The sequence below is a fragment of the Streptomyces sp. NPDC060002 genome (assembly GCF_042737245.1).
GTDB lineage: Bacteria > Actinomycetota > Actinomycetes > Streptomycetales > Streptomycetaceae > Streptomyces.
In genome coordinates this window covers 1-20,655 of sequence record NZ_JBHWUW010000091.1, presented here as the reverse complement: position 1 = coordinate 20,655, position 20,655 = coordinate 1, and the positions used below count along the sequence as shown (strand labels likewise).

The window sequence follows — 20,655 nt, the reverse complement described above, 5'->3', positions numbered from 1 at the left end:
GCGCCGGGCCCCTCGTTCACCTGCGTTCGTCGCGCGTCTTCAGCCGCACTGGCAGGGGTTGCCCGACTGGCACCCGCAGCCACACCCGGAACCGCAGCCGCACGCGCCGATGAGCATCAGGTTCCTGATCTCGGCGGGCTGCTCGGTCGGGCGTTCCTGTGCGGGGTCGGGCGTGGGAGTGATGGGGGACTCGGCCATGGGTTCCTCCCGGAGGCGTAGGACCTGTGCCCATTGCATGCCCGTTCCGCTGGGCGCATCAACGGCTCAACGGCGCACAGTGGCTTGCGCACGCCCGGGAGGGATCCGGTACGCCTCCGGCCGGACGCCCCCGTGGCCCCACCCGTCACCGTCGGGCTCAGGCCCCCTCGGCTGCCGTTCCCGTGCCCGTTCCGGTCGCCGGCTGGATGTCCGGCTGGATGTCCGCCTGGAGATCGTCCGCGTGCTCGCCCGTCACCAGGAACACCACCCGCTTTGCGACGGCCACCGCGTGGTCGGCGAACCGCTCGTAGTAGCGGCCCAGCAGCGTGACGTCGACGGCCGTCTCGATGCCGTGCTTCCAGCGGTCGTCCAGCAGGTGCTGGAAGAGGGTGCGGTGCAGGAGGTCCATCGCGTCGTCGTCCGACTCCAGCTGGAGCGCCAGGTCGACGTCCTTGGTGACGACGACTTCCGCCGCCTTCGCCATCAGGCGCTGCGCGAGCTGGCCCATCTCCAGGATCGTGGCGTGCAGGTCCTGCGGGACCGCGCGGTTGGGGAAGCGCAGCCGCGCCAGCTTCGCCACGTGCTGGGCCAGGTCGCCGGAGCGCTCCAGGTCGGCCGACATCCGCAGCGACGTGACCACGATCCGCAGGTCCGTCGCCACCGGCTGCTGCCGGGCCAGCAGCGCTATCGCCCGTGCCTCCAGGTCGTGCTGGAGCTCGTCGACCTTCTTGTCGGCCTCGATGACGCTCTCGGCGAGCTTCAGGTCGGCGTCGAGAATGGCGGTCGTGGCGCGTCCGATCGCCGACCCGACCAGCCGGGCCATCTCCACCAGGCTGTCGCCGATCGAGTCCAGTTCCTCGTGGTACGCGTCCCGCATCAGGGTTCCCTCTCGTACGTCGTGCTTGGGGTTCGGGTTCGGTTCCGGGGGCCAGAACCGGCCGCGAACCGAGCCGGAACCGGCTGCTGCACCGGCGCCGACCGGCCGTGGAACCGGTGCTGCGAACCCCACGGTGCCACGGTCCGCCCCGTACGCGTCGATTTCCGGCACCCCAAATGAACCACCACTGGCTCCAAGGTGAACTCTGGGCGACGAGTGTTCGAGGTCGCACCTCGATAGCTGTGGCCAGGACCGATCGCGTGCCTAACCTGGTGGCATGGACGTGAACGCGGCGGTCGCCGCAGCAGCAGCGATCGCCGGGGTACTCACCGGTGTCATCGCCGTGCTGGCGTTCCGCTGGAGCGAGCGGGAGCAGAAGCGCCCCACGCGCACCTCGCTGCACACGGACCCGGTGCTTCCGCCGGGGGTGGACACCGTCCTCTCCGTGCTTCGCTCCTCCGCCGTCGTGCTCGACGAGGCTGACGCCGTCGTGAAGGCCAGCTCCGCCGCCTACGCCCTCGGGCTGGTGCGCGGCGGCCGGCTCAGCGTCGAGCCCATGCTCAAGATGGCCCGGGACACCAGACGCGACGGAGAGATACGCCAGGTCGAGCTGGACCTTCCCCGGCGCGGAACCGGGCGCGGCGAGGCTCTCGCCGTGTCCGCCAGAGTGGCGCCGCTGGGCTCCCGGCTGGTCCTCCTGCTCGTGGAGGACCTCACCGAGGCCCGTCGTATCGAGGCGGTCCGGCGGGACTTCGTGGCGAACGTCAGCCATGAGCTGAAGACCCCGGTCGGCGCGCTCTCCCTCCTCTCCGAGGCCGTCATGGACGCCTCGGAGGATCCGGAGGCGGTGGAGCGGTTCGCCGGCCGTATGCAGATCGAGGCCACCCGGCTGACCAGCCTGGTCCAGGAGCTCATCGACCTCTCGAGGGTCCAGAACGACGATCCCCTCGAGGACGCCGAGCCGGTCGGCATCGACGAGCTGGTCGCCGAGGCCGTCGACCGCTGCCGTCACCAGGCCGGCACCAAGCAGATCACCATGGCCGCCGGCGGCACCGCCGACCTGCGCGTCTTCGGGAACCGGGGCCAGCTGGCCGCCGCCCTCGGCAACCTGGTCGAGAACGCCGTCAACTACTCACCCGCCCGGACCCGCGTCGGCATAGCCGCCCGCCGGGTGAGCGCGCCGGGCGGGGACCTGATCGAGATCGCCGTGACCGACCAGGGCATCGGCATCTCCGACAAGGACAAGGAGCGCATCTTCGAGCGCTTCTACCGCGTCGACCCGGCCCGCTCCCGCCAGACGGGCGGTACGGGTCTGGGCCTGGCGATCGTCAAGCACGTGGCCGCCTCGCACGGCGGGGAGGTCACGGTGTGGAGCGCCGAGAACCAGGGCTCCACGTTCACCCTGCGCCTACCGGAGGTGGGCGTGGCCCGCGACCGCGCGCATCAGCACCCCGACCCGGACGAGGTCGACGACTTCGACGACCTCGATGACCTCGATGACGCCGACGGCCCCGACGAGGTCGGCCACTCCTCCCCTCACGACCGCTCGACCCAGACAACACCCCGCGCCTCATCCCCCGATTCGTCCGCGTACCGGACGCTTTCCGCCCCGGAGGTCCTTCCGTGACCCGAGTGCTCGTCGTCGAGGACGAGGAGTCCTTTTCCGACGCCCTGTCGTACATGCTCCGCAAGGAGGGTTTCGAGGTCGCCATCGCGGCCACCGGGCCCGACGGACTCGACGAGTTCGAGCGCAACGGCGCCGACCTCGTACTCCTCGACCTGATGCTGCCGGGCCTGCCCGGTACGGAGGTGTGCCGTCAGCTGCGCGGCCGCTCCAACGTCCCCGTGATCATGGTGACCGCGAAGGACAGCGAGATCGACAAGGTCGTCGGCCTGGAGATAGGAGCCGACGACTACGTCACCAAGCCCTTCTCCTCGCGCGAGCTGGTCGCCCGTATCCGGGCCGTCCTGCGCCGCCGGGGCGAGCCGGAGGAGGTGACCCCGGCGGCTCTGGAGGCCGGCCCGGTCCGCATGGACGTCGACCGCCACGTCGTGACGGTCTCCGGTTCCAAGGTCGACCTCCCCCTCAAGGAGTTCGACCTCCTGGAGATGCTGCTGCGCAACGCCGGCCGCGTGCTGACCCGTATGCAGCTCATCGACCGGGTCTGGGGCGCCGACTACGTGGGCGACACCAAGACGCTCGACGTCCACGTCAAGCGCCTGCGAGCCAAGATCGAGCCCGACCCGGGCGCCCCGCGCTACCTGGTCACGGTCCGCGGCCTGGGCTACAAGTTCGAGCCGTAAACCGGACTCGTGCCGGGGACGGACGAGTGAGCAAGGAGGGCGGCGCCCCGGGTGGGGTGCCGCCCTCCTTGTGTGTACGGGCGCGCGTACGGGGTCAGTGACCGGCGGCCGACTCCGACGCCGAAGCCGACGCGGAGGCCGAGTCCGACGGGGACGCCGATCCGGACTCGGAGGTGCCGCCCTCCCCGGCCGCGCCGGAAGCCGACTCGGAGGGGGACGCGGACGCGCTCTTGGAGGGGGACTCCGCGGCGCTCGGGATGTCGCTCGGGCCCCACTTGGAGAAGTAGCTCTCGGCGGGGACGACGAAGGCGCGCAGGCTGATCTCGCCGGTGTCGCTGAAGGTGAAGGTCACCTTCTGCGCGTCGCCGTCCTTGACGGCCTCACGGCTGCTCGACAGGACGGCGGAGGCGTTGTTCGCACCGCCGATGACGACCGAGCCGCCGGCCGGGACGGTCAGCTCGCCCTTGCCCTTGGCGGGCGAGAGCGCGGCGGACTTGCCGCCGTCGAGGGTGATGGACTCCAGCGTCTGCGCGTTGCTGCCGCTGTTGAAGACGGTCGCCGAGATCACGGCGGGGCCGGTCGACTCCGGGTCGGGCTGGGTGATGACGACGACGTTCTGAAGCTTGATGTCGCCGACGCCGGTGGCGGCGTTGTCCGGCTTGATCTCCAGGGTCTGGGAGTCGTTGCCGGCCCCGCAGGCGGCGAGCGAGGCGATCGAGAACGCGACGGCGGAAGCGGCGAGGGCACCGCGTCGAAGGCTGCTGCTCACGGCGGCGGAAACTCCTTGAACACACGGGCGGCTTTCCTTTGGATAAAGCCGTCCTAAGGGTCTGTCAGCGGCCTTAGGTTACCGAGCCGTTCTCGCACCACCGCACCCGACCCGCCTCTAGAGCGATCCCGTGCCTCGACGGACGCGCTGAACGGTCTCCGGCACCAGCTGTCCCGACCGCCACAAGTGACCCACGAGCGACCCACGAGTCACCTTGGCTTCACCCGTCGTCTTCTCGTCCGCCTTCCCGCCCGCCTTCCCTTCGTCTCCCTCTCCTCTTCCGCTCCTCTTCCTGCCGTCTTCCAGTCCTCTTCCGGCTCACCCGGCCATTCGCATAACCGCACCGGACGTCCGCTCGCGGATTTCCGGTGAAGGAATGCGAGGTCGTCCCCGGAATTGATCACGGCCCGGGTCGAGGGGTTGATGATCAATTCCGGAAACGACTCGTATCCGGCCACGTGAACCGAACGGAGTAGCGGAAGTCGTACTCCTGAAAGTGGACATATGTGGACGTTCGGCCGTTCGGGCGGGGCTTCGGGTATGTGTAACGTGCGCGTTTCTCCCCCCTCGGAGAGCGCCTCCGACCTGCGAATACCTGCTTCCGCCGGCCCTCCGCAGCACGTTCCTGTTGCTGTTGTCAAGCCCCGAGATATGCTCTGACCTGCGAAAACGCCATTCAGAACCCGCAGTTTCCGTGTTACCCTGGATAGCCACGGAAGGGGTACCTGTCACATGACGTTCAAGGTTGGCGACACCGTGGTCTATCCCCATCACGGGGCCGCGCTGATCGAGGCTATCGAAACTCGCCAGATCAAAGGCGTGGACAAGACCTACTTGGTGCTGAAGGTCGCCCAGGGTGACCTGACGGTACGTGTGCCAGCGGACAATGCGGAGTTCGTCGGCGTACGTGATGTGGTCGGTCAGGACGGGCTGGACCGGGTCTTCGAGGTGCTGCGCGCGCCATACGCCGAGGAGCCCACGAACTGGTCGCGTCGTTACAAGGCAAATCTGGAGAAGCTCGCCTCCGGCGATGTCATCAAGGTCGCGGAAGTCGTGCGTGACCTGTGGCGTCGTGAGCGCGAGCGCGGACTCTCCGCCGGTGAGAAGCGCATGCTCGCCAAGGCCCGCCAGATCCTGGTGAGCGAGCTCGCTCTCGCGGAGAACACCAACGAGGACAAGGCCGAAGCCCTGCTCGACGAGGTGCTCGCGTCCTGAGCTCGACGAGTTTTTCACGTGCTGACGCCGGCCCGGGACCGGTCTCGGCACACTGAAGAACACGCGTACTGAAGAACACTGAAATGCCGCGGTGCCCGATGACGAATTTCCCGTCGCCGGGCGCTGCGGCATGTTCGCGCCAGGACAACCGCCGTACGCCCTACCCCCGAAAGGGTGGCCGGTCGATACGGCCCCGAACCGCCCCCGATAATGCGACCGATGCTTCGATACTTGGTGTGCCGGGCCCGGGCTGCTGCCTCGACCGGCACGTCACGGAAGGGTCCGGTCAAGGCGTCGCGCCCGGCACTTCCAGGGCCATACCCACGCCGGGCCGGAACACAAACCTGACAGGAACCGATGTCTGACGATTCGCGTCCCTCCCCCGCGCCCGCCCGCACGGCCGCGGTGATTCCGGCCGCCGGGCGGGGCGTCCGCCTCGGTCCGGGCGCCCCCAAGGCACTCCGCACGCTGGGCGGCACGCCCATGCTGATCCACGCGGTGCGCGCCCTCGCCGCCTCCCGTGCCGTCTCCCTGGTCGTCGTCGTGGCCCCGCCGGACGGCACCGCCGAGGTGAAGTCGCTGCTCGACGCGCACGCGCTGCCCGACCGCACCGACTTCCTGGTCGTGCCCGGCGGTGACTCCCGCCAGGAGTCCGTGAGGCTCGGCCTGGACGCGCTGCCGCCCGGCCACGACATCGTCCTCGTGCACGACGCCGCCCGGCCCCTCGTCCCCGTCGACACGGTGGACGCGGTGATCGAGGCCGTACGCGAGGGCGCCCCCGCCGTCGTCCCGGCGCTGCCGCTCGCGGACACCGTCAAGGAGGTCGAACCGGCCGGGACCGTCGGCGACCCCGAGCCGGTCGTCGCGACGCCCGAGCGCGCCCGCCTCCGTGCCGTCCAGACCCCGCAGGGCTTCGACCGGGCCACCCTGGTCCGCGCCCACGAGACGGTCACGGACGACGTCACCGACGACGCGAGCATGATCGAGCAGCTGGGTCTCACCGTCGTTGTCGTCCCCGGTCACGAGGAGGCCTTCAAGGTCACCCGGCCCCTCGACCTGGTCCTCGCGGAGGCGGTCCTGGCCCGCAGGAGGCTCAACGATGGCTTCTGAGACGCGGCCCCTGCTTCCCCAGGTCGGCATCGGCACCGACATCCACGCCTTCGAGGAGGGCCGCGAGCTGTGGTGCGCGGGCCTGAAGTGGGAAGGGGAGGGCACCGGACTGGCCGGGCACTCCGACGCGGACGTCGTGGCGCACGCCGCCTGCAACGCGCTCTTCTCCGCGGCCGGCCTCGGTGACCTGGGGCAGCACTTCGGCACCGGGCGCCCCGAGTGGTCCGGCGCCTCGGGCGTCACGCTGCTCACGGAGGCGGCCCGGATCGTCCGCGCGGCCGGCTTCGTCATCGGCAACATCGCGGTCCAGGTCGTCGGACCCCGCCCCAAGATCGGCAAGCGGCGCGACGAGGCCCAGAAGGTCCTGTCCGAGGCGGCGGGCGCCCCGGTGTCGGTGTCGGGCGCGACGACGGACGGGCTCGGGTTCCCGGGGCGCGACGAAGGCCTGATGGCGATCGCGACGGCGCTGGTGGCGCGGACCGGCTGACCGGCCGGCCGACCCGGCGCCGCCCGCACCGGCCGACATATGCCATGGCATGTCACGAATGTGTGGCCCTTGGGCGGAAGGGGCTCGGGGCATCGCTCCGCGCCCACTACCCTGGAGTGGTGACCATTCGCCTGTACGACACCAGTGCCCGGCAGATCCGTGACTTCGCCCCGCTCCAGCCGGGTTGTGTCTCGATCTACCTGTGTGGTGCCACCGTGCAGGCGGCTCCGCACATCGGGCACATCCGTTCGGGCCTGAACTTCGACATCATGCGCCGGTGGTTCGCCCACCGCGGCTACGACGTCACGTTCATCCGCAACGTCACCGACATCGACGACAAGATCATCGTCAAGTCGCACGACCAGGGCCGCCCCTGGTGGTCGATCGGGTACGAGAACGAGCGGGCGTTCAACGACGGCTACCAGGCGCTGGGTTGCCTGCCGCCGACGTACGAACCCCGCGCCACCGGGCACGTGCCCGAGATGATCGAGATGATGCGCGGGCTGATCGAGCGCGGCCACGCCTACGAGTCCGAGGGCAACGTCTACTTCGACGTGCGCTCGTTCCCGGGTTACCTGGAGCTGTCCAACCAGGACCTGGACGATCTGCGCCAGCCCTCCGGCGAGGGCGAGACCGGCAAGCGCGACCAGCGCGACTTCGCCCTGTGGAAGTCCGTCAAGCCGGGCGAGCCGAACTGGGAGACCCCCTGGGGCCGCGGGCGTCCCGGCTGGCACCTCGAGTGCTCGGCGATGGCGCACAAGTACCTGGGCCCCGTCTTCGACATCCACGGCGGCGGCCTCGACCTGATCTTCCCGCACCACGAGAACGAGATCGCCCAGGCCAAGGCCTACGGCGACGAGTTCGCGCGGTACTGGGTGCACAACGCCTGGGTCACCATGAGCGGCGAGAAGATGTCGAAGTCGCTGGGCAACAGCGTCCTCGTCTCCGAGATGGTGAAGCAGTGGCGCCCGATCGTGCTGCGCTACTACCTCGGTACGCCCCACTACCGTTCGATGATCGAGTACAGCGAGGAGTCGCTGCGCGAGGCCGAGTCGGCGTTCGCGCGGATCGAGGGCTTCGTGCAGCGCGTCGTCGAGAAGGCCGGCGGGGTCGTCGAACCGGCGGCCGAGGTGCCGCCCGCCTTCGCCGAGGCGATGGACGACGACCTGGGTGTCCCGCAGGCGCTGGCCATCGTGCACACGACGGTCCGGCAGGGGAACTCGGCCCTCGCCGCCGACGACAAGGAAGCCGCCGTGGCCCGCCTCGCCGAGGTCCGTGCCATGCTCGGCGTCCTCGGTCTGGACCCGCTCGACGCGCACTGGGCCGGCGAGGAGAGCCGGGGTGAGGACCTGCACGGCGTGGTCGACAGCCTCGTCCGACTCGTCCTCGACCAGCGCGAGTCGGCCCGCGCGCGCAAGGACTGGGCGACCGCGGACGCCATTCGTGACCAGCTCACCCAGTCCGGCCTGGCCATCGAGGACGGCCCGCAGGGGCCGCGCTGGAGCCTCGGCCCGCGTTAGGGCGGCCTCAGGGCCTGTCCTTGATCGACTGTGCCGCCCGGCCTTCCGGGCGGCACACTGCATAAGACGTACGTACGAAAGCTCACGGAGACGAGAGATTCATGGCAGCCAACAACCGCCGCATGTCCGGCAAGAAGGGCGCGCAGGTCGGCAGTGGCGGCCAGCGGCGCCGAGGCCTGGAGGGCAAGGGTCCGACCCCGCCCGCCGAGATGCGCAAGAAGCACAAGGCGAACCGCATCGCGACCGCCAAGGCGAAGCAGGCCGTCCGCCGGCCCGTACAGCGCGGCCGTGGCGGCAAGGGCACGTCCGAGATGGTCGTCGGCCGCAACTCCGTCGTCGAGGCGCTGCGCGAGGGCGTGCCCGCGACGATGCTCTACGTGCAGCAGTTCATCGACAACGACGAGCGGGTGCGCGAGGCGCTCCAGCTGGCCGCTGAGCGCGGCGGCATCCACCTCATGGAGGCCCCGCGTCCCGAGCTGGACCGCATGACCAACGGCCTCAACCACCAGGGCCTGGTCCTCCAGGTCCCGCCGTACGAGTACGCGCACCCCGAGGACCTGGCGTCGGCCGCCTACGACAACGGCGAGGACCCGCTGATCGTCGCCCTCGACGGCGTGACCGACCCGCGCAACCTGGGTGCCGTCGTCCGCTCCGTCTCCGCCTTCGGCGGCCATGGTGTCGTCGTCCCCGAGCGCCGCGCGGCCGGTATGACGGCCGGCGCCTGGAAGACGTCCGCCGGTGCGGCCGCCCGTACCCCGGTCGCCCGCGCCACCAACCTCACCCGCGCCCTGGAGGCCTACAAGAAGGCCGGGATCGCGGTCGTCGGCCTGGCCGCCGACGGCGAGCACCAGGTCGGCACGCTGAAGGCCCTGGACGGCCCGGTCGTCATCGTCGTCGGCAGTGAGGGCAAGGGCCTCTCCCGCCTGGTCGGCGAGACCTGCGACTTCCGGGTACGGATCCCGATGCCGGGTGGCGCGGAATCCCTGAACGCGGGTGTGGCGGCCGGGATCGTGCTGTACGAGGCGGCTCGGCGCCGGGGCTGAGGCAGGCCGGGCTCCGCCGGCCCGGGCCGGCGGAGCCCGCCGGCCGGAGGCCGGCGCAGCCGTGCGGAGCCGTGCGGAGCCGCGTGGTGGGCGAGGGCGGCAGAGGGAAACAGTTCACTCGGACGGGTTAGTGCGGACGGGTAGTGCGACCTTGACGGAGTCCGGACAGATCCGGCGGGTCAAAGCAGTGTCCTAAACACACGTCACTCGGTTAGATGAGTGTGGACACCAGAACACCCCGCACACCCACGGGGGACCGCTCGTCGGGATTCGACGACGCTCCCGCGCTGAGCATGGTGAAGGTGCCGAGCGATCCGGCGCAGATCATCGTCAGCCACGCGAGCTTCCGTGTGCAGCTGGGCGCGTCGGCGCGGCGTAACCAATCCCCGCGGATCGCCCGGCACGTGAGCGCCATCGATGACACCGCGCGCGTCTCCGCCGTCGGGGCGGCGGGCAGAGCGGGCGCCGCTTCCGGTGGCCGTCGGCGGGCCGTCGTCTGGAGCGGCAAGTCCGCGCCGGACGACACCGGAGCCCACCGACTGCTCCAGGCCGTGCGGGCAGGCAGCGTCGGCCACGGCGAACCGCCCGGTGCCGACGCCGGAGCCACCCAGGTCATCCCCCGCCTCGACACGGGCGGCCGGGGTTACGACGGCGGCCTCGCCGCGCAGACCCTCGAGACCCCGATCGTCGGCGCCCAGCGGACGCCCGTCGGCGGCGAGCAGCGGATCCTGCCGAACATGCGCGGTGTCGGCAGCGCCTACGACGAACCCGCCTACGACGACGCCCAGTTCGAGGACTTCGGGGACGCCGACGCGGATCCCGAACCGGCGCCGCGCAGCCGGCGGCACGCCGACGACCCGGCCCGGCACGCCTATTACCCGGGCCGCCGGATGAACCTCGGCGTGGTCCTGCTCCCGCTGCGCATCTTCCTCGGCTTCATCTCCATCTACGCCGGCATGGGCAAGCTGTGCGACCCCGTCTACTTCGACGGCGGCAAGCGCGGCTCCATGGTGAAGTGGCTCGTCACCCTGCACCCGTGGGAAGTCGCCGAGCCGCTGCGCCAGTTCGCCCTGCACCACCCCGTCGGCTCCGGCCTCGTCATCGCCTTCCTCCAGGTCGTCGTGGGCGTCCTCACGGTCCTGGGCTGCTGGCAGCGGGTCGCCGCGGTCGTCGGCGCCGGGCTCTCGGCCGCGCTCATCGTGACCGTCAGCTGGAAGACCGTGCCGGTCTACGACACCCCCGACATCATCTACCTCGCCGCCTGGTCGCCGCTGATCATCGCCGGCGCCCCCGTCTACTCGGTGGACGGCCGGCTCGCCGCCGGTGCGTGGCGCCGGCTCGGCCCGCGCTCCGACCTGTGGGAGCTGCGCCGTTACGTGCTGCGTCGCGGGGCCCTGGTCACCGCGATCGCCGTCGGGCTCACCCTGCTCGTCGGCTCGCTGCTCGGCGGCGCCGTCCGTGACGCCGACCGGGTGGTCGTGCCCGGCCCGGGCGAGCCCCCGCGCAACGAGCTGCCCGGCTCGCCGCTGCCGGAGAAGTCCGGCACGCACAAGGCGTCCCGGAAGCCCGCCGCGTCCAGTTCGCCCACCCAGAGCGCCACCTCGGCGGCGCCGACGGCGGGCACGGACAGCGAGCCCTCCGCGGCGCAGGACTCCGGCACCACCGGCAGCGGCGACGCCGGCGCGCCCAGCCAGACGCAGGGCACCGCGGGCGACGCGCCGCCCGAGCAGTCCACCCCGGTGGAGCAGGCCCCCGCCACCAGCTCGGGCCCGTCCTCCGGCGGCTCGGCCACTTCGGGCGGTTCGACGAGCGGCGGCGGCGGTGGCGGCGGCTCGGACGGCGGCTCGTCGTCCTCCGGCCAGCCGGGCCTCGTGGGCGGCCTGCTCGGGTAGGACGGCAGGCAAGGACCGAGGGTGCCGCGCGCTGAAAAGCGCACGGCACCCTCGAGTCGTTCAGGGGAGCGGGGAACTGCGCGACCGGCCCCCACCGGCCCGGCGGCCGACGACGAACCGTCTCACCCGCGGAGCGACTCTCAGCGGCTCAGCGCCGCGAGCTCCTTCGCCGCCTCCGTGAGGTCCTTCGCGGTGTCGATGGCCCGCCAGTACGCGCCCTGCGGGAGCGGGAACCCGGCCAGTCGCCGTTCGCGGGCGAGGTGCGGGAACGTCGTCCGCTCGTGGTCCCCCCGCTCGGGGAGCAGCCCCGCGAACGCGGGGGAGAAGACGTAGACGCCCGCGTTGATCTCGTACGTGGTGGGCGGCGCCTCGATGAAGTCCGTGATGTGGCCGAACCCGTCCGTCTGCACCGCACCCCACGGAATGCGCGGACGCGCCAGCGCGAGGGTCGCTATGGCGTCGCGCTCGGTGTGGAAGTCGGCCATCTCGCGCAGCGAGAAGCGGGTCCAGATGTCGCCGTTGGTGGCGTACCAGGGCCGGTCGGGGTGGGGCAGATGGGCGGCCGCGTACTTCAGACCGCCGCCGCGGCCCAGGGGCTCGGTCTCCACGACGGTGGTGACCTTGAGGGGCAGGTCGGCCGACTTCAGCCAGTCCTGGAGGACTTCGGCGAGGTGGCCGCAGGAGACGACGACGTCGGTGACGCCCTCCTCGGCGAGCCAGCCGAGCTGATGGCCGATGATCGGCGTCCCCGTGCCGGGGATCTCGACCATCGGCTTGGGCCGGTCGTCGGTGTACGGACGCAGCCGGGACCCCTGGCCACCGGCCAGGATGACGGCTTGCGTGGGGCGGGACACGGCGTGCGGATCGGTCATGCCCGCACTGTACGTGCCGCTTGTTTCGGGGCGTACGGGTCCCCCGGTGGGAGGGGAACCCGCACGCCCCGGTCGGTACGGGCCCGGCCTGGGGGCCCGGTGGCTCAGCCCCGGGCCGCCAGGACGCCCGAGGCGAAGGCCGTGTCGCACACCGGGCGGGAGTACGACTGGGCGCGCGAGGGGCCGTACGCGCGGACGGCGGCGCGGCCCAGGGCGCGGGCGATGGAGGAGCAGTGCCTCGCCAGCAACGGCTTGCCGTTCACCGCGGCCTGGAGGTGGGTCAGGGCGACGCCCGGATCCTTCTCCTGGAGCTCGGTCAGCAACTGGTCGCGCAGCACGTCCTGCGGGGCCTTGGCGGCCTGGTGCGAGGACTGTTGCGCGGCGGAGACGTCGGAGGCGGTGAGCACCGAATCCGAGGGGTTCCCCGACCAGTTGACCCGGGTGACCGCGAGGGTCCCGGAGAGCACCATGACGACGGGCAGGACGAGGGCGAGCGAGCGGCCGATCCGGCGGGCTGGGCCGCCCTGGCCGCGGCGCGTGCGCTGGGTGGTGGAGTGGTTCGCGGAGTGCTTCACGCGTGAGAGGGTAGCGTGCAGTAATGAGGTGGCGACATTGAGTCACCCGGACGGGGGATGAAGCCGTGCTCCCTTTTGGGTAAGGGGTTGACGGGCCTCATCCGAAACATCCGCTGTGCCGGGGTAGTTCAAGGCCAGGGAACGGCCAGGGAACGGGCAGGGAAAAGGGCCCCGCAGCCTGCTGCGGGGCCCTTTTCGTCAAACCGGGTGAATCACCCGGTTTCACACCGGGGTTCAGTCGGAGAGACGCGCGCCCGTCGACGTCGAGAAGACGTGGGTCTCGCCCCCGCGCGGGACGACGTGCAGCGTGCTGCCCTTCTCCGGGACGTCACGGCCGCCGACGCGGACCACGAGGTCCTTCGACTCGCTGCCGACCTTGGCGGTGCCGTAGACGAAGGCGTCGGAGCCGAGCTCCTCGACCACGTTGACGACGACCGCGAGGCCCGTGTCGGCTTCGGGGCCGGCCACGTCGAAGTGCTCGGGGCGGACACCGACGGTGACCGTCTTGTCGGTGGCGGCGGAGAGCGCGTCGCGCTGGACCGGCACCACCGAGTTGCCGAACTTCACGCCGCCGTCGGCGATCGGGACCTCGACGAGGTTCATCGCCGGGGAGCCGATGAAGCCGGCCACGAAGAGGTTGGCGGGCCGGTCGTACATGTTGCGCGGGGTGTCGACCTGCTGGAGCAGACCGTCCTTGAGGACCGCCACGCGGTCGCCCATGGTCAGGGCCTCGACCTGGTCGTGGGTGACGTAGACGGTGGTGATGCCGAGGCGGCGCTGGAGCGAGGCGATCTGCGTACGCGTCGAGACGCGGAGCTTGGCGTCCAGGTTGGACAGCGGTTCGTCCATCAGGAAGACCTGCGGCTCACGCACGATGGCGCGGCCCATCGCGACACGCTGGCGCTGACCACCCGAGAGGGCCTTCGGCTTGCGGTCCAGGTACTCGGTGAGGTCGAGGATCTTCGCGGCCTCTTCGACCTTCTGCCGGATCTCCGCCTTGTTGACGCCGGCGATCTTGAGCGCGAAGCCCATGTTGTCGGCGACCGACATGTGCGGGTAGAGGGCGTAGTTCTGGAACACCATGGCGATGTCCCGGTCCTTGGGCGGCAGGTGCGTGACGTCGCGGTCGCCGATGCGGATCGCACCGCCGTTGACGTCCTCGAGCCCCGCGAGCATGCGGAGCGAGGTGGACTTGCCGCAGCCGGACGGGCCGACCAGGACGAGGAACTCGCCGTCCTCGATGTCGATCTCGAGAGCGTCGACGGCGGGCTTGGTGGAACCCGGGTAGATCCGGGTCGCCTTGTCGAACGTGACAGTGGCCATGGTGAAGGGCCCCCTTCTACCGGCAGGAACGTGCCGGACGATCCGTTGTAGGAAGGTGGTTGGTGTAGTCCACATGAGCGAACTGGGTCAGGACGGTACCTGGCGTTTCCCGGTCTGTCAGTACCCGCAGGCATGTGAACTTCGCGGAAACCTTCGAGTGGGGCGCAGTCGCTCGCTGGTCGCGGCCGCGCGAACCGCGGAAGTCCGTGGCCCGGGGAAAGCGGGGCTGTGTACAGTGGATCCGCCCTCGCGCGTGCGTGGTGGCGCGCGATGCCTCCTTAGCTCAGATGGCCAGAGCAGCTCACTTGTAATGAGCAGGTCGTCGGTTCGAATCCGACAGGGGGCTCCATGAAAAGCCCAGGTCAGCTCTTGTGTGGCCTGGGCTTTCCGCTGCCCGCGGCCGGTGTTTCGCCGATACTGGGCCGGGTGAGACGGCTCAGCGGGGTTTCCGGCGTCCGGCGGGCGGTGTGGGCGTACGTCCGCGGCGCGCCCGGCACATATGTGTGGCTGGCGGTCCTGTTCGTCACGACGGTGGCTCTGCACCACATGTCACCGGAGTTCGAACAGGAGTTCCTGCGGCAGCGGTCCACCAACATCCATGAGCTGTCCCGGCACCCGGTGCGGGTGCTGGTGGCGAGCGCGATGTGGATCGACGGCGGGTACTGGCTGCCGTACGCGGCGCTGTACTCCGTCTTCCACGCCCAGGTTGAGCGCTGGCTGGGGACCGCGCGGTGGCTGGCGGTGTGCGTGGCCGCGCACGTGCTGGCGACGCTGATCAGCGAGGGGGTACTGGCGAAGGCGATCCGGGACGGGCTCGCGCCGCAGTCGGCGGTCAACACCCTCGACGTCGGGGTGAGTTACGCGCTGTCGGGCGTGGTGGCGGTACTCGTCTACCGGATCCGCCCACCCTGGCGGTACGGGTATCTGGCGGCCGTGGTCGTCTTCTACGGCTTCCCGCTGACCGCCGGACCGACCTTCACCGACTTCGGCCACTTCGTCTCCTTCCTCGTCGGGCTGGCGTGTTGTCCGCTGGTCAGAGGGCGCGAAAGAGTACGGAATCCGAAGGAGACAGCGCCCGTGCCGCCGGGTTAACGTCCGGCCATGAGCAGCTCGGCAAGCGGTGTCGTGGACGGCCTCGTCAATGGCGGCATCTCCTTCTGGTACGCGCACGACGGCCTTCCGGCGGTGCGGGAGCCGCTCGCCGGCGACGCCTGTGCCGATGTCGTGATCGTCGGCGGCGGGTACACGGGGCTGTGGACGGCGTACTACCTGAAGAAGGCGGCGCCCTTCCTGCGGATCACCGTCCTGGAGCAGAGGTTCTGCGGATACGGCGCCTCGGGGCGCAACGGCGGCTGGCTGTACAACGGCATCGCGGGCCGGGACAGATACGCGAAGCTGCACGGCCACGAGGCCGCCGTACGGCTCCAGCGGGCGATGAACGACACCGTCGACGAGGTCGTCCGGGCGGTGGCGGAGGAGGGCTTCGACGCCGGCGTCCACCGGGGCGGGGTGCTGGAGGTGGCCCGGACTCCCGCGCAACTGGCGCGGCTGAAGGCCTTCCACGCGCACGAGCTGTCGTACGGGGAGCAGGACCGTGAGCTGTACGGCGCCCGGGAGACGGCCGAGCGGGTGCGGGTGGCGGGCGCCGTGGGGTCGAGCTGGACCCCGCACGGGGCGCGGGTGCACCCGGTGAAGCTGGTCAAGGGGCTCGCGGCGGCCGTGGAGGCGCTGGGGGTGGAGATCCGTGAGTCGACCCCGGTGACGGAGATCCTCCCGGGGCGGGCCGTGACGCCGTACGGGACCGTGCGTGCGCCGTACGTGCTGCGCTGCACGGAGGGGTTCACGGCCGCGTTGAAGGGTGAGCGGCGGACCTGGCTGCCCATGAACTCCTCGATGATCGCCACCGAACCGCTCACCGACGAGCAGTGGGCGGCGGTCGGCTGGTCGGGGCGGGAGGCGCTCGGCGACATGGCGCACGCCTACATGTACGCCCAGCGCACGGCGGACGGCCGGATCGCGCTCGGCGGGCGCGGGGTGCCCTACCGCTTCGGCTCGCGGACCGACAACGACGGACGCACACAGCTCGAGACCGCCGCGGCGCTGCGCGAGATCCTGGTCGGGTTCTTCCCGGCGCTGGCCGGGGTGCGGGTCGAGCACGCTTGGTCCGGGGTGCTGGGCGTGCCGCGCGACTGGTGCGCGACGGTGACGCTGGACCGGACCACGGGCATCGGCTGGGCGGGCGGTTACGTCGGCTCGGGCGTCGCCACCGCGAACCTGGCCGCGCGGACCCTGCGGGACCTGGTGCGGCTCGACTCCGGGCAGGACGGCCGCACCGACCTCACCGATCTCCCCTGGGTCGGCCACAAGGTGCGCAGATGGGAACCCGAGCCGCTGCGCTGGCTGGGGGTGCAGGGCATGTACGCGACCTACCGGGCGGCGGACCGGCGGGAGACGGAGCGCCACGCGGCGGGGTCCTCACGGCTGGCGCGGCTCGCGGACCGGGTCGCGGGACGCCACTGAGGTACGGGCCGGTCGGCGGGTCGGCGGAGCAGGCCGGATCGGCGGAGCAGGCCGGATCGGGTACGGGGGCGGGGGCGGGGGCGGTCAGCCCACCGATTCCGGTACGGCCGCCCCCGTCGGGGTGCGCCTCGGGGGCCCGGTGGTGACCATCAGGCCCGCCACCAGGCCGGCCAGCAGCATGATCGCGGCGGCCCACCAGATGGCCACCGTGTAGCCGTGCACGGTGCCCTCCGCCGCGACCTGCGCCCGGCGCGCGGGGCCGGTCAGATGGGCCGAGACATAGGCGGTGCTGCTGGTGGTGGCGATCGTGTTGAGCAGCGCGGTGCCGATGGAGCCGCCCACCTGCTGCGAGGTGTTGACGGTGGCGGAGGTGACGCCCGCGTCCTGTGGTGCCACCCCGGCGGTGGCCGTGGAGAAGACCGGCATGAAGGTCAGGCCCATGCCGAGGCCCATCAGGAGCAGCGCGGGCAGGATCTCGCTGGCGTAGGAGGAGTCCACCGTCATCTGGGTCAGGATCACCATGCCGCCCGAGGCGAGGAGCATGCCGGGGACCATCAGCATGCGCGGCGGCACGCGGTTCATCAGCCGGGCGGAGATCTGGGTGGAGCCGATGATGATCGCCAGGGTGAGCGGGAGGAAGGCGAGGCCCGTCTTCAGGGGGGAGTAGCCGAGGATGACCTGGAGGTAGTAGGTCATGAACAGGAACAGGCCGAACATCCCGATGACGGCCAGGCCCATGGTCAGGAAGCAGCCCGCACGGTTGCGGTCCCTGATGATGTGCAGGGGCAGCAGCGGCACCCGCGCCTTCGTCTGCCACCACACGAACACCGTGAGCAGGACGATCCCGCCCGCGAAGAGCCCCAGCACGAGGGGGTCGGTCCAGCCGCGCGGTTCGGCCTCGCTGAAGCCGTAGACGATCGCGACCAGGCCGCCGCAGCCCAGCACCGCGCCGGGCACGTCGAGGCGGGCGCCCGCGTGGCCGGGCCGGTCGTGGAGCAGCGCGAGGGCGCCGAAGACGGCGACGACGGCGATGGGCACGTTGACGTACAGGCACCACCGCCAGTCGAGGTACTCGGTGAGCAGGCCGCCGACGATGAAGCCGATCGCGGCGCCGCTGCCGGCGAGGGCGCCGTAGATGCCGAAGGCCTTGCCGCGTTCCTCGGGGTCGGTGAACGTCGTCGTCAGGAGGCTGAGCGCGGAAGGGGCGAGCAGGGCCGCGAAGACGCCCTGCAGGGCGCGGGCGCCGAACAGCATGCCCGAGCCGGTGGCCGCCCCGCCGAGCGCGGAGGCGACGGCGAAGCCGATCAGCCCGATGACGAAGGTGCGTTTGCGGCCCACCAGGTCGGCGATGCGGCCGCCGAGCAGCAGCAGGCCGCCGAAGGCCAGGGTGTAGGCGGTGATCACCCACTGGCGGTCGCCGTCGGAGATGCCCAGATCCTCCTGTGCGGAGGGCAGCGCGATGTTCACGATCGTCGCGTCCAGGACGACCATGAGCTGGGCGAGGGCGATGATCACCAGGCCCCACCAGCGGCGGGGATCGGGTGCGGTGTCGGCGGAGGATTCACCTGTCCGGGTGACACTCATTCCGACAGAACACCATGAATCGCCATGTATCGCATCCCTGGACCGGTTGCCGAACCGGTTGCTGACCTTGCCGAACCGGTCGCCGGGCTGTCTGCGGGGCGGCCCACGGCCGGGTCATGGCCGGTCATGACCGGTCACGGCACCAGGACGACTTTTCCGAGCGTTCCGCGGGTCTCCAGCGCCCGGTGCGCGGCGGCGGCCTCGGCGAGCGGGAACGTCTGCACCGCCGGGGTCAGCCGGCCGGCGGCCGCCTCGGCGAGGGCGCGGAGCTCCAGGGCCCGCAGGCCGCCCGCCTTCTCGGTCATCACGGGCCCCAGGACCGACCGGGAGACCCCCTCGACGAAGTAGCCCTTGCCGTCACGGAGGCCTTCGGCGGACCAGCCGAAGACGAGGTGCCTGCCTGCGGGGCCGAGGAGGGCGACGGCCGCCCGGGCGACGTCACCGCCCACCCCGTCGAAGACGACGTCGGCGGTCCGGCCGCCCAGGTGGGCCCGGACCTTGGCGGGCCAGGCGGTGTCCGTGTAGTCGACGGCGAGGTCGGCGCCGTTCGCCGCGACCCGGGCCACCTTCTGCGGCCCGCCGGCCAGTCCGACGACCGTAGCGCCCGCGTTCCTGGCGTACTGCACGAGGAGCGTGCCGACGCCGCCCGCGGCCGCGGTCACCACGGCGACGGACGCGGGCCCGAGCTCGGCGAACTGGAGGATCCCCAGCGCCGTACGGCCCGTGCCGATCATGGCGACGGCCTGGACGGGGTCCAGGTTCGGCGGGATCTCGTGCACACGGTCGACGTCGGTGACAGCGTGTTCGGCGTACCCGCCGGGCGCGAAGCCGAGGTGGGCGACGACGCGCCGGCCGAGCCAGCTGTCGGGGGTGCCCTCGCCGAGTGCCTCGACGACGCCGACGACCTCCCGGCCGGGGACGGTGGGGAGGGTCGTCGGCGCGGGGGTCGGGCCCCGGAGGCCCTCACGCAGGGCGGTGTCCAGGAGGTGGACGCCCGCGGCCTCGACGAGGAGACGGACCTGGCCCGGGCCGGGCACCGGGTCGGCGACCTCCTCGTAGCGGAGGTTCTCGGCGGGACCAAAGGCGTGGAGGCGGATGGCGTGCATGGGTTCCCCCGTGGGCGGTGGGCGGTGGGCGGTGGGCGGTGGGTTACGGGTGATGGGTGGCGCGTGGGTTTGTGATGGGTGGTGGGTCGGGGACGGGCTGTTCGCCCGGCCCGCCCCTCCCACCCTTCAACCCGAACCTTGCTTGAGGTCAAGGGCGTCGCGGTCGCCGGAGGGCGGGCAGGGGATTGTCAGTGGTCGGGTGCAGCATGGGGACATGGCGAGGACAGCGACCGGGAGAACCGGCAGCACCGGCGACAGGGCCGGCGGCAGGACCGGCGGCAGGAGCAGTGCGGCGGTGAAGGGCGCGCGGCGTCCGGAGGTGCGGCTGCCGCCGCTGGAGCCGTACGGGGGCGGGGAGCTGGAGCCCGACGGGGACTACGACGGCGTGGAGCTGCGCGAGCTGGACCTCGCCGGGCAGGACGGCGGGGGCGCCCGCTTCATGGACTGCGCCCTGACGGGCTGCGCGCTGGACGAGACGCGGTTGCGCCACACCCGCTTCCTCGACTCGGTCCTCAGCGGCATCCGGGGCGTCGGCACGGACCTGGCGGAGGCGACCCTGCGCGATGTCGAGCTGCGCGACGCCCGTCTGGGCGGTACCCAGTTGTACGGCGCCGTCCTGGAACGGGTCGTGATCCGCGGCGGCAAGATCGACTATCTGAACCTGCGCCAGGCGCGGCTGCGGGACGTGGTCTTCGAGTCGTGTGTCCTGGTGGAGCCGGACTTCGGCGGCGCCCGCCTGGAGCGGGTCGAGTTCGTCGACTGCACCCTGAAGTCCGCCGACTTCACCGCGGCGACCCTGGCGGACGTGGACCTGCGCGGAGCGGTGGAACTCGGCCTCGCGGGCGGCGTGGACCGGCTGTCCGGCGCGGTGATCTCCGCGGCCCAACTGCTGGACCTGGCACCCGTGTTGGCAGCAGAACTGGGGCTCAGGGTGGAGGGCTGAGGATGGAGTGAGAGGGGCCGGGGGCTGGGGCGCGGGGGGCTGGGGCCGAGGTCCGGGGCGCGGAGGCTGGGCAAGGTCCGGGACCGAAGCACAGGGCCCGGGGGCAAGGTCCGGGACCGAAGCACAGGGCCCGGGGCCGGGGTCCGGGGCACGGAGGCCGAGGCGCGGGGGCTCCGAAGCCGGGTCAGGGTCCGGGGCACGGTGGCCGGGGCGCAGGGGCCGGGGGGGGTGCCTCTATGTCTTTCGTCAAGGCACCTTTGTCGGGTTTGGGATGGTTCGGGCTTGCTGGGGTCATGCGGCGAGCTCGACGTCCGCGG

19 protein-coding genes and 1 tRNA gene are annotated in these 20,655 nt (G+C 71.5%); 12 read left to right on the top strand and 8 right to left on the bottom strand.

All coding sequences use genetic code 11. The features are described from left to right. Positions 1-39: 39 nt before the first annotated feature. Complete coding sequence (locus tag ACFWBD_RS39715; RefSeq protein WP_171398028.1) at positions 40-198, bottom strand: hypothetical protein; 159 nt, start codon at positions 196-198, stop codon at positions 40-42. A gap of 157 nt (positions 199-355) precedes the next feature. After that, complete coding sequence (phoU, locus tag ACFWBD_RS39710) at positions 356-1,075, bottom strand: phosphate signaling complex protein PhoU (protein ID WP_385678517.1); 720 nt, start codon at positions 1,073-1,075, stop codon at positions 356-358. Between the two features lie 277 nt (positions 1,076-1,352). Between phoU and ACFWBD_RS39705 the strand changes: the two genes are divergently transcribed. Together ACFWBD_RS39705 and ACFWBD_RS39700 are read left to right on the top strand one after the other, a co-directional pair. Next, positions 1,353-2,702 (top strand): sensor histidine kinase, encoded by a 1,350-nt coding sequence (locus ACFWBD_RS39705; protein ID WP_385678514.1) that lies wholly within the window; start codon positions 1,353-1,355, stop codon positions 2,700-2,702. Beyond that, on the top strand, positions 2,699-3,379 hold the full coding sequence (locus ACFWBD_RS39700; protein WP_007382946.1) for a response regulator transcription factor: 681 nt from the start codon (positions 2,699-2,701) through the stop codon (positions 3,377-3,379). Before ACFWBD_RS39705 ends, ACFWBD_RS39700 begins: the two co-directional genes overlap by 4 nt. A gap of 94 nt (positions 3,380-3,473) precedes the next feature. Here the strand turns inward: ACFWBD_RS39700 and ACFWBD_RS39695 are convergent, their stop codons facing one another. Beyond that, positions 3,474-4,148, bottom strand: a complete 675-nt coding sequence (locus tag ACFWBD_RS39695; RefSeq protein WP_385678511.1) for a DUF461 domain-containing protein — start codon at positions 4,146-4,148, stop codon at positions 3,474-3,476. 732 nt (positions 4,149-4,880) lie between these two features. Here ACFWBD_RS39695 and ACFWBD_RS39690 point away from each other — a divergent pair. From ACFWBD_RS39690 to ACFWBD_RS39665, 6 genes are all read left to right on the top strand, one after another. Further along, positions 4,881-5,363, top strand: coding sequence for a CarD family transcriptional regulator (locus tag ACFWBD_RS39690; protein WP_003953493.1), 483 nt, complete (start codon positions 4,881-4,883; stop codon positions 5,361-5,363). A gap of 357 nt (positions 5,364-5,720) precedes the next feature. Beyond that, entirely contained in the window at positions 5,721-6,473 is a 753-nt protein-coding gene (gene ispD / locus ACFWBD_RS39685) for a 2-C-methyl-D-erythritol 4-phosphate cytidylyltransferase (RefSeq protein ID WP_385678508.1), read from the top strand. Next, the gene (ispF, locus tag ACFWBD_RS39680; protein WP_385678505.1) at positions 6,463-6,960 is read left to right on the top strand and encodes a 2-C-methyl-D-erythritol 2,4-cyclodiphosphate synthase; all 498 of its coding nucleotides are present in this window, start codon (positions 6,463-6,465) and stop codon (positions 6,958-6,960) included. The genes ispD and ispF overlap by 11 nt, the downstream gene beginning before the upstream one ends. A 119-nt stretch (positions 6,961-7,079) precedes the next feature. Beyond that, positions 7,080-8,480 (top strand): cysteine--tRNA ligase, encoded by a 1,401-nt coding sequence (cysS, locus tag ACFWBD_RS39675; RefSeq protein ID WP_385678502.1) that lies wholly within the window; start codon positions 7,080-7,082, stop codon positions 8,478-8,480. A gap of 101 nt (positions 8,481-8,581) precedes the next feature. Then, positions 8,582-9,523: a 23S rRNA (guanosine(2251)-2'-O)-methyltransferase RlmB gene (rlmB, locus tag ACFWBD_RS39670; protein ID WP_385678499.1), complete on the top strand. Its 942-nt coding sequence runs from the start codon at positions 8,582-8,584 to the stop codon at positions 9,521-9,523. Positions 9,524-9,738: 215 nt separating this feature from the next. Beyond that, the gene (locus ACFWBD_RS39665; protein ID WP_385678496.1) at positions 9,739-11,415 is read left to right on the top strand and encodes a DoxX family membrane protein; all 1,677 of its coding nucleotides are present in this window, start codon (positions 9,739-9,741) and stop codon (positions 11,413-11,415) included. A 140-nt stretch (positions 11,416-11,555) separates the two neighbouring features. Here ACFWBD_RS39665 and ACFWBD_RS39660 read toward each other — a convergent pair whose 3' ends face one another. The 3 genes from ACFWBD_RS39660 to ACFWBD_RS39650 all read right to left on the bottom strand — a co-directional run bounded on the left by ACFWBD_RS39660 (position 11,556) and on the right by ACFWBD_RS39650 (position 14,185). Then, the gene (locus tag ACFWBD_RS39660; protein WP_385678493.1) at positions 11,556-12,287 is read right to left on the bottom strand and encodes an NDP-sugar synthase; all 732 of its coding nucleotides are present in this window, start codon (positions 12,285-12,287) and stop codon (positions 11,556-11,558) included. A 104-nt stretch (positions 12,288-12,391) separates the two neighbouring features. Further along, positions 12,392-12,862 (bottom strand): hypothetical protein, encoded by a 471-nt coding sequence (locus ACFWBD_RS39655; protein ID WP_385678490.1) that lies wholly within the window; start codon positions 12,860-12,862, stop codon positions 12,392-12,394. A 234-nt stretch (positions 12,863-13,096) separates the two neighbouring features. Beyond that, complete coding sequence (locus tag ACFWBD_RS39650; RefSeq protein WP_385678486.1) at positions 13,097-14,185, bottom strand: ABC transporter ATP-binding protein; 1,089 nt, start codon at positions 14,183-14,185, stop codon at positions 13,097-13,099. Positions 14,186-14,457: 272 nt separating this feature from the next. Here ACFWBD_RS39650 and ACFWBD_RS39645 point away from each other — a divergent pair. The 3 genes from ACFWBD_RS39645 (at position 14,458) to ACFWBD_RS39635 (ending at position 16,705) form a co-directional block, all read left to right on the top strand. Next, positions 14,458-14,534 (top strand) — tRNA-Thr (locus ACFWBD_RS39645). Positions 14,535-14,611: 77 nt separating this feature from the next. Beyond that, positions 14,612-15,277: a rhomboid-like protein gene (locus ACFWBD_RS39640; RefSeq protein ID WP_385678483.1), complete on the top strand. Its 666-nt coding sequence runs from the start codon at positions 14,612-14,614 to the stop codon at positions 15,275-15,277. A gap of 9 nt (positions 15,278-15,286) precedes the next feature. After that, positions 15,287-16,705, top strand: coding sequence for an NAD(P)/FAD-dependent oxidoreductase (locus ACFWBD_RS39635; protein WP_385678480.1), 1,419 nt, complete (start codon positions 15,287-15,289; stop codon positions 16,703-16,705). 84 nt (positions 16,706-16,789) lie between these two features. Here ACFWBD_RS39635 and ACFWBD_RS39630 read toward each other — a convergent pair whose 3' ends face one another. Then, on the bottom strand, positions 16,790-18,289 hold the full coding sequence (locus ACFWBD_RS39630; protein WP_385678476.1) for an MFS transporter: 1,500 nt from the start codon (positions 18,287-18,289) through the stop codon (positions 16,790-16,792). Between the two features lie 134 nt (positions 18,290-18,423). Continuing rightward, positions 18,424-19,395 (bottom strand): zinc-binding dehydrogenase, encoded by a 972-nt coding sequence (locus ACFWBD_RS39625; RefSeq protein WP_385678473.1) that lies wholly within the window; start codon positions 19,393-19,395, stop codon positions 18,424-18,426. A 214-nt stretch (positions 19,396-19,609) separates the two neighbouring features. Here ACFWBD_RS39625 and ACFWBD_RS39620 point away from each other — a divergent pair, with 214 nt between their 5' ends. Next, complete coding sequence (locus tag ACFWBD_RS39620; protein WP_385678470.1) at positions 19,610-20,338, top strand: pentapeptide repeat-containing protein; 729 nt, start codon at positions 19,610-19,612, stop codon at positions 20,336-20,338. The last annotated feature ends 317 nt before the right edge of the window (positions 20,339-20,655 follow it).